This window comes from Sedimentibacter sp. LTW-03, from assembly GCF_052059825.1.
Classification (GTDB): Bacteria; Bacillota; Clostridia; order Tissierellales; family Sedimentibacteraceae; genus Sedimentibacter.
Genome location: NZ_CP197180.1, coordinates 1385968 through 1400838, shown reverse-complemented (window position 1 = coordinate 1400838; position 14871 = coordinate 1385968). Strand labels below are relative to the sequence as shown.

Sequence of the window (14871 nt, the reverse complement as noted above, 5' to 3'; positions counted from 1 at the left end):
ATATAACAAATATTGGTATAAATTATATTTGAAATACAAGAAGAATAAATTGGAAAAAAGCAGAAAAATTTATTTATCTTAAAATATTTTTTTGGTATAATACAAAGAAAAAAGGGAGCACTCCAATTATGAATTCACTATGGAATTTTGATTACATTGAAGTCAATGAAAAAACAAAGGACAAAATCATTCTTTTTTACTTGGTTTTATTGCTGCTAATAGGACTAATTTTGGATACTCCATCCGCTTTGTACACTGGTATGAAGAATATTTTTTTATCTACGGGAACCCTTCTTACTGATTATACGGAGGTAGGAGGAGTAGGAGCTGCGTTAATTAACGGATCACTTATAGGTATTTTAGGGTATGTTATCTTAAAAATAAATAAAGTATCTTTTTCAGGACCAGCTATAGCTTCAGTATTTACTATGACAGGTTTCGGATTTTTTGGTAAAAATATATGGTCTGTAGTTCCTGTTATTTTCGGTGCATATCTGTATAGTAAAGTAAAAAAGCAAAAGTTTAAAAATCATATTTTCCCTGCACTTTTCAGTACTGCTTTGGTTCCACTGGTGACCCATGTTGCATTTGAATTCCAATGGGGGTATTTGGCGAGCATAACTATTGGCGTCACTTCAGGATTTATTATATCTCCGATTGCAAGCCATCTGTTAAGAACGCATGAAGGATATAACTTATATAATGTAGGATTTGCGGCAGGCTTTATTGGATTGCTTTTTGTAAGTATATTTAGAAATTTTGGTTTTGATAGCAGCTCCGTAATGATATGGGGAACAGAAAATTCGCAGTTGTTAAGAAAGATTTTTATTTCGATATTTATAAGCATGGTAATATGTGGTATAATATTAACAAAGGGCAAGTTCAAAAACTACATTGAACTGGTAAAACATCCAGGAACTTTGATATCAGATTTTCCATACTCTGCAGGCTTTGGAAGCACAATTTTAAATATGGGACTCGTAGGCTTAATTGGTGTCATTTATATAGAATTAGTAAATGGACATTACAATGGCCCTACAGTAGGGGCACTTTTAACCATGGCCGGTTTTGCCGCGTTTGGAAAGCATCCACTGAATATTACCCCTGTAATGTTTGGAGCTTATTTAGCTACATTAACTGATTTTACTGTATATAGTGCCAATAATCCTACGGCATTGCTTGCAGCGTTATTTGGAACAACTCTGGCACCACTGTCAGGGGCATATGGCCCGTTAGTTGGGATACTTGCCGGGTTTACGCATTTATGCATAGTCAGCAATGTTGGTGTGCTTCACGGGTGGCTCAACTTATATAACAATGGATTTTCCGGAGGCATTGTTGCCACAATTTTTATTGCCTTGATCCAGGGCTTAAAAACTGATAAATAGGAGGAAATTAATTGAGCGGAGAAAAAGAAAAAATTGAGGGAATAGTAATGGCACTGTTAGCCAATTCTTTGAATTCCAAAGCATCAAAAATAGGTGTTAATGTTGAACGCGACGACATAAGCACAACAATTACAGTTGAGGATAATGGTCGCGGAATGAATGATAAGACCCTTAAGATAGTAAAAACCACATTAAATCAGCCACGAAGAGATGAGGTTGAGGAATATTACGGCTGCCTTGCCGGTAATTGTAACTGCGGGTCGGGATTAACCATTGTGGGAATGCTGGTAGATGAAGCACAGGTTGAAAGCCAAGCAAATGAAGGAACTAAAATTATTGTCAGAAGAAATAATAATTATGATAAAAAATAAATATAAAGGTATTCTGCATTTATTTAATAATGCGAATACCTTTTTGTATTACATAAAATTTTGTTTTGATTACATATCACAACAACCAAACATTTGTTTATTTTCTTTTAATATGGTATTATTACATAAATATTATTTGCAAAGGAGAGATTGCGGCTCATATGGACAATAACGTAAGATGGTATTTAGAAAAGCAAGTTGAAAGATGTATAAATAATTTAAGAAGACGAAATATGGCGGGCTTTTTCGTAAAAGATAGTGATGAATTAAAAGAACTTCTAAAACAGCTCATAGCTGAAAATTCAACTGTAGGCGTGGGAGATTCAATGACACTTTTTGAGACCGGTGTTATAGATTTGCTGCGAAGCGGAAAATATAATTTTCTGGATAAATACAGAGAAGGAATTACCAGCGAAGGAAAGAAACAGATTTACATACAGAATTTTTCGGCGGATACATTCATGTGCGGCACAAATGCTCTGACAGAGGATGGTGAGCTATACAATATTGACGGAAACGGCAGCAGAGTGGCTCCAATTATATATGGTCCGAAACAGGTTATTATAGTTGCGGGTATCAATAAAATTGTGAGGACAATTGAAGAAGCAGAAAAACGAACAAGGAATTATTCAGCACCTATTGATGCAAAAAGATTAGGCAAAAATACTCCCTGCACGTCATTAGGATATTGTGTAGACTGCAAAAGTCCTGAGAGGATATGCAACGATTTTACAATTATAAGAGGACAGTTTGTCAAGGACAGAATAAAAGTTATAATAGTTGATAGTAAGCTTGGGTATTAGTTATATATGTAAGCAGCTGCTATTTTATATAATATTGCATTTACAAAATAAAGGGTGATAGTATGCAAATAAACAGATTGTTTGAAATTATATATATTCTGCTTCAAAAGCAGACCGTAACCGCAAAGGAACTGGCCTTAAGATTTGAGGTATCACCCAGAACCATTTATAGAGATGTGGAATCGCTGTCATCTGCGGGAATACCTATTTATATGAGCAGAGGCAAAGGTGGAGGAATTTCGTTATTGCCAGATTTCGTTCTCGATAAAGCGGTTATGACTGATGAAGAAAAGGAAAAAATTCTATCATCTCTCAGGGCTGTGGGTGCTGTTGATTTGAGCGAAGAAAATAAAGCACTGCAAAAATTTATCAGCCTGTTCGGCGAAGCGTATGCGGACTGGATAGAGGTTGATTTTTCGTCATGGTACAACTGTGACGGCGAAACTAAAACTTTCCAAACTCTGAAAACCTGTGTACTTAAAAAGAAAATAGTTTCTTTTCAGTATTCAAATACAAAGGGAGAACAAATCCTTCGAACTGTAGAACCTCTGAAGCTGTGCTTTAAGGGAGGGGCCTGGTACCTTTTCGGATATTGCAAAACCCGTATGGACTTTCGGTTTTTTAAACTTCGCAGAATAAAAAACCTTGAAATTAGAGGAGAAGCGGTTGAGCATACGGCTCCGAGGCACGTGAAAGCAGAGACAGATTATAACGAAGAATTTGTAAGTTTAAAACTTCATTTGGCCGCAGAGATGGCATTCAGAGTTTATGAAGAATTCAGCCAGTACGAAAAACAGGAGGATGGCAGCTTTATTTGTAAAATAGACTACCCAAGGGGAGAATGGCTGTTTTACTATATACTAAGCTTCGGAAAAAACTGTGAGGTTTTGGAACCCGAAGATATTCGCGTTGAAATTAAATTGCTTTTAAAGAAAATGATAAATTTTTATATTTAATATGACATGCAGTTGTCCTATATTGACTGTTATAATTACAGAAAAAATATGGAGGCGAAGCTATGAAATATGAAATAGTAAATCTTGAAGAAAAAATTCTTGTGGGTATAGGTGCATCTACATCAAACAATTCTCCCAAAATGGGAGAAGTTATAGGAGGTCTGTGGGAAAAGTTTTATCAGGGAGGGATAGCTCAAACAATAAAAAATAAGGTAAATAGCTATGCTATTGGATTGTATTCAGATTATTCCGGCGATGACTACACAGTAACGGTGGGTAACGAGGTTTCCGGTGCAGAAAATGAAGGACTGTCTGTGAAAGTTATTCCTGCGGGAAAATATGCTAAGTTTTCGGCTCACGGCAATATGGTAACGGCAGTGGCACAGGCTTGGAGCGAAATATGGAGCATGAATTTAAATAGAAGTTATACTGGAGATTTTGAGGAATATCTCAATTGCGATATGAATAATGCTGATGTTGACATATATATTGCGTTGAAGTAAATTAACAGCAGGAAAGGCAGGGCGAGCAGCTATGCATTATGCGGAATACAAATCTATACTCTCGGCTAAAAACGGAATGAATATATACAGGGGTTGCAGCCACGGCTGTATCTACTGCGACAGCAGAAGTACATGTTATCAGATGAAGCATGATTTTACCGATATAGAAATAAAGAAAAATGCTCCGGAGATGCTTGAGGAGGCGTTGAAGCATAAACGCAAAAAATGCATGATTGCTACAGGCTCCATGTGTGATCCGTACATTCACATTGAAGAGGAAATAATGTATACACGCAAATGTCTTCAAGTTATAGAGAGGTATGGCTTTGGACTTTCTATACTGACAAAGTCGAGCAGAATTCTGAGGGATATAGATATTCTAAAAAGAATAAATGAGAAATCTAAGTGTGTAGCTCAGATGACGCTTACCACTGCTGACGAAAATCTATGTCGCATTCTGGAACCCGAAGTCTCAACTACCAAGGAACGTTTTGAGGCGTTGAAGATACTCGGTAAAAATTGTATACCTACGGTGGTATGGTTGGGACCTTTTCTGCCGTTTATAAATGATACAGAGGAGAATTTCAGAGCAATTCTCAAATATTGCATAGAAGCAAAGGTACATGCAATAATGTGCTTTGGCATAGGCGTAACTATGCGTGAGGGAAACAGAGAATATTTCTATAAAAAGCTGGATGAGAATTTTCCTGGAATGAAACAAAAATATATCCGAATGTTCGGTAGTTCCTATGAATGTCACAGTCTAAATCATAAAAGACTTATGAGTATTCTTCATTCAGTATGCAAAAAGAATAATATTATGGTTGGAATGGATAAGATATTTTCGTACCTTGGTGAATATGAGGATAAAAGAGTAAACGAACAAATTAGTTTGTTTTAAATATTAAGAAGGGAGCAAAGTATGAACAGAATGAATATTATATGCCTGGGGGTCAGAGATATGGAAAAATCCATCAGGTTCTACAGAGACGGACTGGGCTTCAGCACAGAAGAAAAGAGTAATAATCCGGAAATTGTTTTTTTCAGCACATCAGGAACAAAGCTGGAATTGTATCCCATTGATCTACTGGCGGAGGATATTGACAAGGATAATCCGCCGGAGATATGTTCCGGATTCGGAGGTATTACACTGGCATACAATGCTAAATCGAAGGAAGAGGTTAAAGCGGTTATTGAACTGGCGCGCAGGGCTGGAGCTAAAATTGTAAAGGAGCCTCAAAATGTATTTTGGGGAGGATATCATGCGTATTTTTCAGATCCAGACGGTTATTACTGGGAGGTTGCATGGGGACCTAATTTTAAATTTGATGACAATGACATGCTGATATTTTAAATATATTTAACCGCACCACTGCTACATCCAGTGCGGTTTTTTTATTGAAAATATCTATGAAGGTTGATAAAATTAACTTTGATTTGTTATTTTTCAGCAAGTCGATATAATAAAATCTATAATATATATTGCAACCTTTTCTGGATTGTATCGTCTAAATAAATGGGAGGGTAAAAGGTGGCAGAAAAGTTATTGATAAAGGGACTGAAAAAAGGAAAAGAAGATGCATACAGCCAAATAGTACGGGACTACGGAAATAAGCTCCTGAGAACCTGCTTCCTTATGCTTGGTAACAGAGAAGAGGCAGAAGACGTTGTCCAGGAAACTTTTGAAAAGGTTTTTGAAAAGGTTGGAAATTTCAGGGAGGATTCTGGACTGTATACATGGATTTATACTATAGCACTCAACCTGTCCAGAGATAGGCTGAGAAAGAAAAGAGATGTTCTTGCCCTCGAAGATGAATGGCTTGGCAACGATGATGTTGAATCTCATGTTGAGGAAAGCATTGACAGAGAGGTTTTGAAAAAGGAACTTTTCAAGTTGCATCCTATGTATATGGAAGTTATGGTGCTGTTTTATTTTGAAGAGCTTTCCATAAAAGAAATTTCAGTTCTGCTTAATGAAAAAGAAGGAACCATAAAAAGCAGGCTGTCAAGAGGAAGAAACATATTGAAGGAAAGTTTGTTGAAAGGAGGACGACTCAATGGATAACAGAGACAATATTGGATTAGAAATAAAAAAAATAATGGAAGAAGAAACAAAAGATATAGTCCTGTCGCAGGCGGCATTGAATAATATACTTAATCACAGAAAGAAAACACTTAAAGAAAAAATAAATGAGTTTTTAAACAGAGAAATAGAAATTCCTTTAGCGCCTGTCCTAATAGGATTTGCAGCTTTGTTTGCTGTTACATTGATTCCGAGAAGCGCTTTTAAATTACAAAATGAAAAAATAATTGACATAGGCGGTTCGCAGGTTATTGTCAGAGAAAGCTGTGAGGTGAGCTTGAAATGAAAATAAAAATTAAAGTAAAAACATTGATTTTTATAGTTTGTATTTTTACTGCAATATTTATGTGGGTAGTACCATCTTCAATTTTAGGAATAGCTGATTATCTTGATAGGAAGAACTCTGACAAAGCAGTTTTGTTTTATGAAAAATATGCTTCCTATCCAACAACATCAAGTGTAGAGGGATGGTATGTCTATGCAGATAAGCTGGTAGAAGGTTTTGATAAGTACACTATTTTTTTAAACGGTTGGGGCGGAGCAAATCAGGAACTTGGAGATATGGAAAAAGCAAAGGAATTATTTTCTCGTATAGTTAATTCAACTTCCTACAAAAAATCAGAAAAACACTATGTTATCAAGTCCTATAAAATGCTTATGGATATTGCAATTTCTACGGGAGATTCAGAGACTCTCCGTGAATGGATTTCGTTTGGGCAGAAGAATGATGACCAGGATATAAAATACATTTCAGACATATATAATGGATTTTTAATGCACGTAAACGGAAATAATGAGCGAGCCGAAGAAATAATTTCTGAGTATGAGGGTACAGAATACGCGGATGTTAAGCTTGATATATTAAAAATGGAGACAGCTCTTTTCAATGAAAATTATGATGAAGCTGTATTAATCTCAGAAAAAATAACGAACATAGATTGGAAAACGCGTGATGAAATAGTATTTGGATCATCAAGATACTACGACAGAAACTACTGGCTGGATGAATTCAGCAAAAATATGAAAGGAAGCAATGTTGTTAAAGGAACCGTAACCTATAAGGGGCAACCTATGCCCTTTGTTGAAATATATGTACAGGAAGCAGGAGGTCTCAGAGGAGGCGGTGACAGTTATATTGGAATAACAAATGAAAAAGGAGAATTTAAGACCATCGGTTTAAAAGACGGAATATACAGTATAGGAATGGGATTGAATACTTCGCTTTTGGAGGATAAGGTTATTAGCCGCGCGGGCTATGAATATGTCACTATTGGTGGTGCAGATAAAGAAATGAATTTTGTTTTTAACAGCACCATAAATGTTAGTTCACCAAAGCCAAGAGAAAAAATATCAGGTAATGAATTTACCGTTTCTTGGGAAAAAGTAGAAGGAGCGGATCACTATACTGTTCAAGTGGTAGTGTTTTCTAATCCCTATGAAAAAGGCGGGAGCAGTGTAACAACACCAATCTCTGACAAGAACGGAAATGTTGAATTTAACGAAAACTATGCTGTGTTTGATGTGGATAAACTTAAGGAAAAATCAATAGGAATCTCATATGAAGGGGAAGAAATGCTTCTTGGTTATGAAGGAGTATTAGGAAGCTTTTTACATGGAATAGAATATCCAATTACAGTAAACGCATGTGACGAAAACGGCAAAATTATTACCGGAAGCCTGCCTATGCGAACATATTATGACCAAATACCAAGTATTACAATAGAAGGCAGTGTTACCGACGGAGAAAAAATGATTATAGATAAAAAATATCCGGAGGCAATAGAGTATTACGAAAATATTCTCTTGGAAGAACCTGACAATACAGATGCATTGATGTATTTGATCAAAATTTACGGCATTGGATGGAAAAAAGGTGAGAGAAATATTGAGAGGGCAGTTGAGCTTGGCAAGAAATATGCCGGCTTAACTGGAGATACACAGCTGATTTTCAGAACGTTGGACACAATGGACAGAGATGAAATAAAGGAAAATAAGGACTTAATTTATTCAGCTATAAAAAAAAGTGATAAAAATCTTGGAACAGAAGGTAACAGGCTGTTGAGCAGGTGTTATATCGCTTACGAAAATTGGGAGAAAGCAAGAGAGACATTATTAAAAATAGATGATTATGTACCCGACAATCTCTTTTATCTAAATTTGTATTTCGGAGACTATAAAGAGGCAGCAGAAAATCTGAAAAAATTATATACATCCGAATTAACTACCGATAAAATCTCAGAATCGGTGATGGCCCTCGAGGATATTCCTCCTGACGATTCAGATAAAGAGGTTTTTAAAAGCTTTTTGCTAAAACTCGTTAAAGGTGTGGAACACAACGATGGAAAGAAGCTATACAATCAAACAACAAACCAAATCGAAAACATAAATATAAAAAATATTCTGTACGGAATTTATTTAGAAAGAAACTGGGAGTCAAGGTATTAATTTCGGCGAAGAGCAATATAGTGAAATTTAAGCAATTTTAACGTTTAATCTTCGCCTTGGGGACTAGGTTTTTGCCATATGTATCTGGTTAATTAATAGGTAGAATTGGGGCGAATATTATAATTACCTATATTTTTCATTTTAGTACCAAGTCCAGCTAAGAATTGTTATTATAATACATTTCGGAGGAAATAGATCTATGATACAATATTTTACTTTTAGCTTGCTTTTTACAGCTTTATTTTTAAAGGTATTTATTGACAAGCTATCTAAAACAAGCTTTTTTAAAAGAACAGAAAATATAGACAGCAATAAGAAGTCTTGCATACAGGAATTGCATAAGCATAAAGCTGCAACTCCAACAATGGGAGGTGTTGCTATTAATTTGACATTATTTATTTCCACTGTAGCTTACAGTGCTTCAACGAGTAGAATAATATGGAGTAACTTTTTCTTATTGTTATTCGGTCTGATGGGGTTTGTTGATGATTATATAAAAGTTAAAAAGAAGAGGGATGGCATAACTCCAAAAGAAAAGTTAGCCGGTCTTATTATTATAGGTGTAATTATAACTATATATTTAATTCTCTCCGGACAGATAAATACACAAATTATGTTTCCGCTCATAAGTAACTCGATAGAAATTAACACATATCTGTACGGTGTTTTTACGGTGTTTCTGATTGTTTTAGCAAGTAATAGTGTCAACATTACAGACGGAGTAGACGGGCTTGCGTTGGGTATATGTTCTATAGTCTTTGTTTTCATTGGAATATGTGCATACCAATTGAGGGACGATAAAGTACTGTTTGGAGCCATAATCATGGAGGGAGCCTGTCTTGGTACTCTGTTTTTTAACAGATATCCTGCTAAAATTTTTATGGGAGACACAGGCTCTCTTTTTTTAGGAGGGTCAATTGCTGTATTTTTGATTGAATTGAACATACCCCTATGGATATTTATTGTACTTTGCGTTTGTATTTTTGAAACAATCAGCGTGATAATACAGTTGTTTTCATTAAAATATTTTAATAAAAGAGTTTTCAAGATAGCGCCTTTCCATCATCACCTGGAGAAGAGTGGCTGGAAAGAAAGTACTATTACATTGACATTTTGCATTATAACTTTTGCGGCATGTTTTATTGCATATCTGGGTTTTGGAGCATAATACGATGAATAGTATTTTTAAAATATGGAGGTACGGCGTGTAACAAGAGGAAAACAATGAAATCATGTGCATGGGAGGTATATTATGATAAAAGTAGGAATTATAGGCTCCACCGGATATGCCGGACAGGAATTAGTAAGGCTGCTATACGGCCATCCGGAAGTAAAAATAATTAAAACTATTTCGGAAACCTATATGGATAACAAGTATTCTTACGTATACCGGAATTTTACCGGGTTTAGCCAGAATGTCTGTTCTGCTCTTGATTATGAAACTATTGCAGACGGTATTGATGTGCTTTTCACATCTCTGCCATATGGTGCTTTGATGGAAAGGCTTAATGACGATATATTAAATAATGTAACAGTTATTGATCTGGGAGTGGATTATCGTTTATTGAACAGTATGGAGTATAAACAGTATTATAGCAAGGAGCATAAATCTATTCATCTTTCGCCTAGGTTTACCTATGGCCTTTGTGAGTGGAATGAAAATGAGATACAAGAAGCCGAAAACATTGCTAATCCCGGATGCTTTGCAACGGCAATCCAGCTTGCACTGCTACCGCTTATCAAAGAAAAAATAATTTTGACCGACGTGATAGTTGACGGAAAATGTGCGCTGTCAGGTTCAGGTAGAACTCTTACACTTGGAACCCACTTTGTTGAGGCGAACGAATCAGTTAAGCCTTACAAAATTATAAATCACCCCCACAAAGTAGAAGCTCGGAAAGCGATTGAGCATTTTACCCATGAACAAGTAAAATTAACCTTTGTACCTCACATTGTCCCTATGCAGAGAGGTATGCTTGTTACCTGCTATACTAGGACTGCAATGAAAGTTGACTATGATTTTATCAGAAGCATATACGAAAAGTATTATCATTGCAAGGAGTTCGTTCAAATACTGGATCGCGGCATGTATGTGGAAACAAAATGGGTTAGAAATTCAAACATGTGCCATATAAATTTCGAAGTGGATGAACAGGACAATTCATTAATCATATTTGCCGCAATTGATAATCTAATAAAAGGGGCGGCGGGACAGGCTATACAAAACCTGAATATAATGAATGGATTCCCTCAAAATACGGCGATTAATTATGTACCGACATGTATTTAAATACTATTCAATTAGATGGATGACCTTTCAACTTATAACATTTATATCTTAAAAAACCAAAAAAATTTACTAATGGTAAGAGAAGTGCAGCAGGTGAAGTTGTCGGAGGAGTAATGGGTGATGATTCACCTTCAGGCGCTAACAATGCATGGGCTTTGACTGCAGGAAAATTATCAGCAGAAGCAGTTGCAGAGGAATTAAAATAACTTTGAATATATAGAATATTATGGACGTTTCAAATGTCATGGATGATGTTGAAACGTCCTTTTTTTATTTCTTGTTTGCTAAAAGAATATTTAATTATTTTGCTTATTGTGATATGTTTTTCTTATAACAAAATATTTATTGTAGCTTTTATATAAAATGTTCATAATTCAAACTGTTGACTCTCAAATTAAATCAAAATATAATGGTGTTATGCAATAAATATTTTTGGAAGTGTTGGGAGCTCTTAAATTGCTTTCTATGAATAAAAAATAATAATTTAAATGAAAAAAAGGTGGTAAAATGATTTTAAGAGATACAGTTGTAGAAGTAAATTTGGATAAAATTAAATACAATATGAAGCTGATTAAGGAAATGTGCGGAAATGATGTAGCTGTTATGCCTGTAATAAAAGCTGACGGTTACGGGCACGGTGCAGTTGGAATAGCTAAAACGTTAATGGAATCAGGGGCGTCTCATCTTGCGGTGGCAACACTTGTAGAAGCTATAGAATTAAGAAAAGCTTATGAATATTATCCCATAATGATTCTTGGTCATACACCTAACAGGCTTCTTGGAGAAATAGTAAAATATAATTTAATACCGACAATTTTCAGCTCAGAACAGGCAAAAATTCTTTCAGACATAGCAGCAAGTTCACATAAAAAAGTAAAAATACACATTAAAGTAGATACGGGATTTCACAGACTTGGAATTTATGATGAAGATGAAATAGCTTCAATTTGTTCATATCCAAACATAGAAGCTGAAGGAATTTTTTCACACTTAGCTCTTGTAAATGATGAAGAGAATAAAATGCAGTTTGGCAAGTTTACAGATATGATAAATAAACTTGAAAAAAGAGGAATTACATTTAGATATAAACATATTTCTGACAGCATAAGTCTTGTGGATTATCCTGAGTATAGGATGAATATGGTGCGCCCCGGCGCATTAATATATGGGCTGAGAGGTTTTCATAAAGGTTTTATAGGAGTAGAAACATGCATATGCTTTAAAACACGTATTTCTCAAATTCATGACATTAAAAAAGGTGAAGGCGTAGGATACGATTATTTGTGGAGAGCAACAAAGGATACAAAAATTGGAACTCTTCCATTTGGGTATGCAGACGGTTATCCAAGAAATATGAGAGATAAAGGATATGTTACTATAAAAGGTATAAAGTGTCCCATACTAGGAGTTATTTGCATGGATCAATGCATGGTTGATCTTGCTGGTGTTTCAGATCCTCAAGTAGGAGATGAGGCAATAATATATGGGGACGGTAAAAATAACACAATGAGCATACAGGAGGCAAGTGAACTTGCCGGTACAAATAAAAATGAAATAGTTGCAAGAATTCTTCCAAGACCTCCGCGTGTATATGTGTCATCTGAAAAAAAATAGCATATAGAAACCTCCGAGTAAATATTAATTACTCGGAGGTTTCTATATATAATGATTATAAGTTAAACAAGCAGTGGTATATAAATTATAAGTTTGTTATTTTCCATCTTATAATTTTTAATTACGGCAGACTGTCAATCAAGTACGGCCTTGTTACTGAAGTGTCGGAATTAAGTAAGTTTTTAACAGTCCCGGAAAACAGAATATTGCCTCCGGAAATTCCACCTCCAGGGCCCAGTTCGATTATGTAATCGGCATCCTTCATAACCTCGAGACTATGTTCAACGAGAAACAGGCTGTTGCCCTCATCAACTAATTTGTTAAAAAGCTTCATAAGCTTTCTTACATCCTCTAGATGAAGCCCGTCTGTAGGTTCGTCAAGTATAAAAACAGCCCCCTTTTGATTAAGCTGGCTTGCAAGCTTAACTCTTTGAAGTTCTCCGCCGGACAGTGTAGTCATGGACTGATTAAGGTGAAGATATCCTAAGCCTACCTTTTCAAGTGACTCAAGCTTTTTCGTGAAGTTTTCTACCTTGAAAAAGTCGATTGCTTCTTCTACAGTGAAATCCATTACCTCCGCAATGTTTTTGCCGTGATACGTATATTTGAGTACGTCCTTGGAAAATCTTTTGCCATGACACACATCGCATACAGTTTCTATGGTGTCCATAAATGCCATTTCCGAAATAATAATACCCTTGCCGCCGCATGCCGGGCATGCTCCCTTTGAATTAAAGCTGAATAAATTTGGCTTCAGTTTATTTTCATGAGCAAATATTTTCCTTATGTTGTCTGATATGTCAAGATATGTCGCAGGTGTTGAACGCAAGTTTACACCGATATTTTTTTGACTTATTGAAATCACATTTTCATGAAACACATTTTGAAAATATTCCATCAGGGAGCTTTTACCTGATCCTGCAACTCCTGCAATAACCGTCAGCACTCCAAGAGGAAAATCTACAGAAACATTTTTTAAATTGTGAATTTGAGCATTTTTGACAGAGAACCACTTTTTCGGTTTTCTTATAACTTCTTTCAGAGGAGCTTTCTGTCCTAAGAGTTTTCCGGTTAAGTTATCGGATTCTATGAGTTCAGAATACTTACCCTGAAATATTATCATCCCGCCGTTAGTTCCTGCTTTGGGACCCATATCAATTACATAGTCAGCCATTTTTATAATTTCTCTGTGATGTTCAACAATCAAGATTGTATTTCCATGATTTTTCAGCTTAATCAGAGAATTCTTAAGCAGTTCTATATCTTTGGGATGAAGGCCGACACTCGGTTCGTCCAGTACATACACCATATCAGTCAAAGAAGAATTTATATATTTTGCAATTTTAATTCTTTGAGCCTCTCCGCCTGATAGGGTTCCGGAGCCTCTGCTTAATGAAATATAGCCCAATCCTATTTCAACCAAAGCAGTCAGACGTTTTATAAGCTCTCTTTTTATATCTTGTGCCAATGGATTATCAATACTTTTGATAAATTCTATAGCTTCTGGAATCGGCATATCATCTACATCTGCTATACTCTTGCCATTTATTTTACAGCTTCTTATCTTATGGTTTATCCTTGATCCGCCGCATTCAGGGCATGCTGCGGTTGTTACCATTTCATCCAAAATCTTTTGATGGCGTTTGCCTTCTTTAGTGCTTATTATACTTCTGTACATCCTGGGATATATACCTTCAAATTTTGCTGTTTTTGGCCAATTAGACGGAGGGTTTTTCACCTTTACTTGAGGAGAATAAAGAAATAAGTTCAGCTCTTCATTTGAATAATCCTTAATTTTTTTATTAAGGTCAAACAACCCGCTGTATGCATATCTTTTCCATCTCCATGCTCTTGTTGTAAAAGTGGGAAAGTTTATTACACCTTCGTCATTTAAGCATTTATTAAAATCTACAAGTTTATGTATATCTAAATCTGTAATATCACCCAGACCATCACATCGAGGGCATTTCCCCAATGGGTGATTAAACGAAAAGCTGTCCGAATATCCTACAAAGGGTTTTCCAACTCTTGAGAATAAAAGTCTTAAAAAAGGTTGAATGTCCGTGTACGTTCCAACAGTGGATCGTGTATTTGGTGCTGGTTTTTTTTGATTGATGATAATTGTTACAGGAAGGTTCTCTACCTTTTCAACGTCAGGCCTTCCGTATTTTGGAAGATATTGCTGAACAAAGCTGGGAAAGGTTTCATTCAGTTCTCTTCTTGACTCTGCTGCTATAGTGTCAATACAAAGTGATGATTTCCCGGAGCCGGACACTCCGGTAAAAATTGTTATTTGTTTTTTGGGTATCTTCACTGAAATGTTTTTTAAATTGTTTTCACAAGCATTTACTATATTTATAGTGTTGTTTTCATCAAAATTCATTTGCTTTTGTTACTCCTGCTAAAAATTTTGCTCTA

Annotated in this window: 14 protein-coding genes; 13 read left to right on the top strand and 1 reads right to left on the bottom strand. The window is 35.6% G+C overall.

Annotation, left to right across the window (positions count from 1 at the left end; genetic code table 11):
- Positions 1–128 precede the first annotated feature (128 nt).
- The 13 genes from ACS3UD_RS07025 to alr all read left to right on the top strand — a co-directional run bounded on the left by ACS3UD_RS07025 (position 129) and on the right by alr (position 12453).
- Positions 129–1388 (top strand): DUF1576 domain-containing protein, encoded by a 1260-nt coding sequence (locus tag ACS3UD_RS07025; protein WP_308137155.1) that lies wholly within the window; start codon positions 129–131, stop codon positions 1386–1388.
- Between the two features lie 11 nt (positions 1389–1399).
- Positions 1400–1759 carry an ATP-binding protein gene (locus ACS3UD_RS07020; RefSeq protein ID WP_308137156.1) on the top strand — a complete coding sequence of 120 codons (360 nt, stop codon included), beginning with the start codon at positions 1400–1402 and terminating at the stop codon, positions 1757–1759.
- A 161-nt stretch (positions 1760–1920) separates the two neighbouring features.
- Positions 1921–2562: a lactate utilization protein gene (locus tag ACS3UD_RS07015; RefSeq protein WP_308137157.1), complete on the top strand. Its 642-nt coding sequence runs from the start codon at positions 1921–1923 to the stop codon at positions 2560–2562.
- Positions 2563–2624: 62 nt separating this feature from the next.
- Entirely contained in the window at positions 2625–3518 is an 894-nt protein-coding gene (locus ACS3UD_RS07010; RefSeq protein WP_308137158.1) for a helix-turn-helix transcriptional regulator, read from the top strand.
- Between the two features lie 62 nt (positions 3519–3580).
- Positions 3581–4021 (top strand): GyrI-like domain-containing protein, encoded by a 441-nt coding sequence (locus ACS3UD_RS07005; protein WP_308137159.1) that lies wholly within the window; start codon positions 3581–3583, stop codon positions 4019–4021.
- 31 nt (positions 4022–4052) lie between these two features.
- A complete protein-coding gene (locus ACS3UD_RS07000; RefSeq protein ID WP_308137160.1) occupies positions 4053–4922 on the top strand; it encodes an SPL family radical SAM protein in 870 nt (289 codons plus the stop codon).
- A gap of 21 nt (positions 4923–4943) precedes the next feature.
- Complete coding sequence (locus tag ACS3UD_RS06995) at positions 4944–5375, top strand: VOC family protein (protein WP_308137161.1); 432 nt, start codon at positions 4944–4946, stop codon at positions 5373–5375.
- 177 nt (positions 5376–5552) lie between these two features.
- Complete coding sequence (locus ACS3UD_RS06990; protein ID WP_308137162.1) at positions 5553–6086, top strand: RNA polymerase sigma factor; 534 nt, start codon at positions 5553–5555, stop codon at positions 6084–6086.
- Positions 6079–6390: a hypothetical protein gene (locus ACS3UD_RS06985; RefSeq protein ID WP_308137163.1), complete on the top strand. Its 312-nt coding sequence runs from the start codon at positions 6079–6081 to the stop codon at positions 6388–6390. Before ACS3UD_RS06990 ends, ACS3UD_RS06985 begins: the two co-directional genes overlap by 8 nt.
- Complete coding sequence (locus ACS3UD_RS06980) at positions 6387–8549, top strand: tetratricopeptide repeat protein (RefSeq protein ID WP_308137164.1); 2163 nt, start codon at positions 6387–6389, stop codon at positions 8547–8549. Before ACS3UD_RS06985 ends, ACS3UD_RS06980 begins: the two co-directional genes overlap by 4 nt.
- Positions 8550–8748: 199 nt before the next feature.
- Positions 8749–9717 carry a phospho-N-acetylmuramoyl-pentapeptide-transferase gene (gene mraY, locus ACS3UD_RS06975; RefSeq protein WP_308137165.1) on the top strand — a complete coding sequence of 323 codons (969 nt, stop codon included), beginning with the start codon at positions 8749–8751 and terminating at the stop codon, positions 9715–9717.
- 84 nt (positions 9718–9801) lie between these two features.
- Positions 9802–10839: an N-acetyl-gamma-glutamyl-phosphate reductase gene (gene argC / locus ACS3UD_RS06970; RefSeq protein WP_308137166.1), complete on the top strand. Its 1038-nt coding sequence runs from the start codon at positions 9802–9804 to the stop codon at positions 10837–10839.
- A 507-nt stretch (positions 10840–11346) separates the two neighbouring features.
- Positions 11347–12453, top strand: coding sequence for an alanine racemase (gene alr, locus ACS3UD_RS06965; protein WP_308137167.1), 1107 nt, complete (start codon positions 11347–11349; stop codon positions 12451–12453).
- Between the two features lie 121 nt (positions 12454–12574).
- Here the strand turns inward: alr and ACS3UD_RS06960 are convergent, their stop codons facing one another.
- On the bottom strand, positions 12575–14836 hold the full coding sequence (locus ACS3UD_RS06960; protein WP_308137168.1) for an excinuclease ABC subunit UvrA: 2262 nt from the start codon (positions 14834–14836) through the stop codon (positions 12575–12577).
- Between the last annotated feature and the right edge of the window lie 35 nt (positions 14837–14871).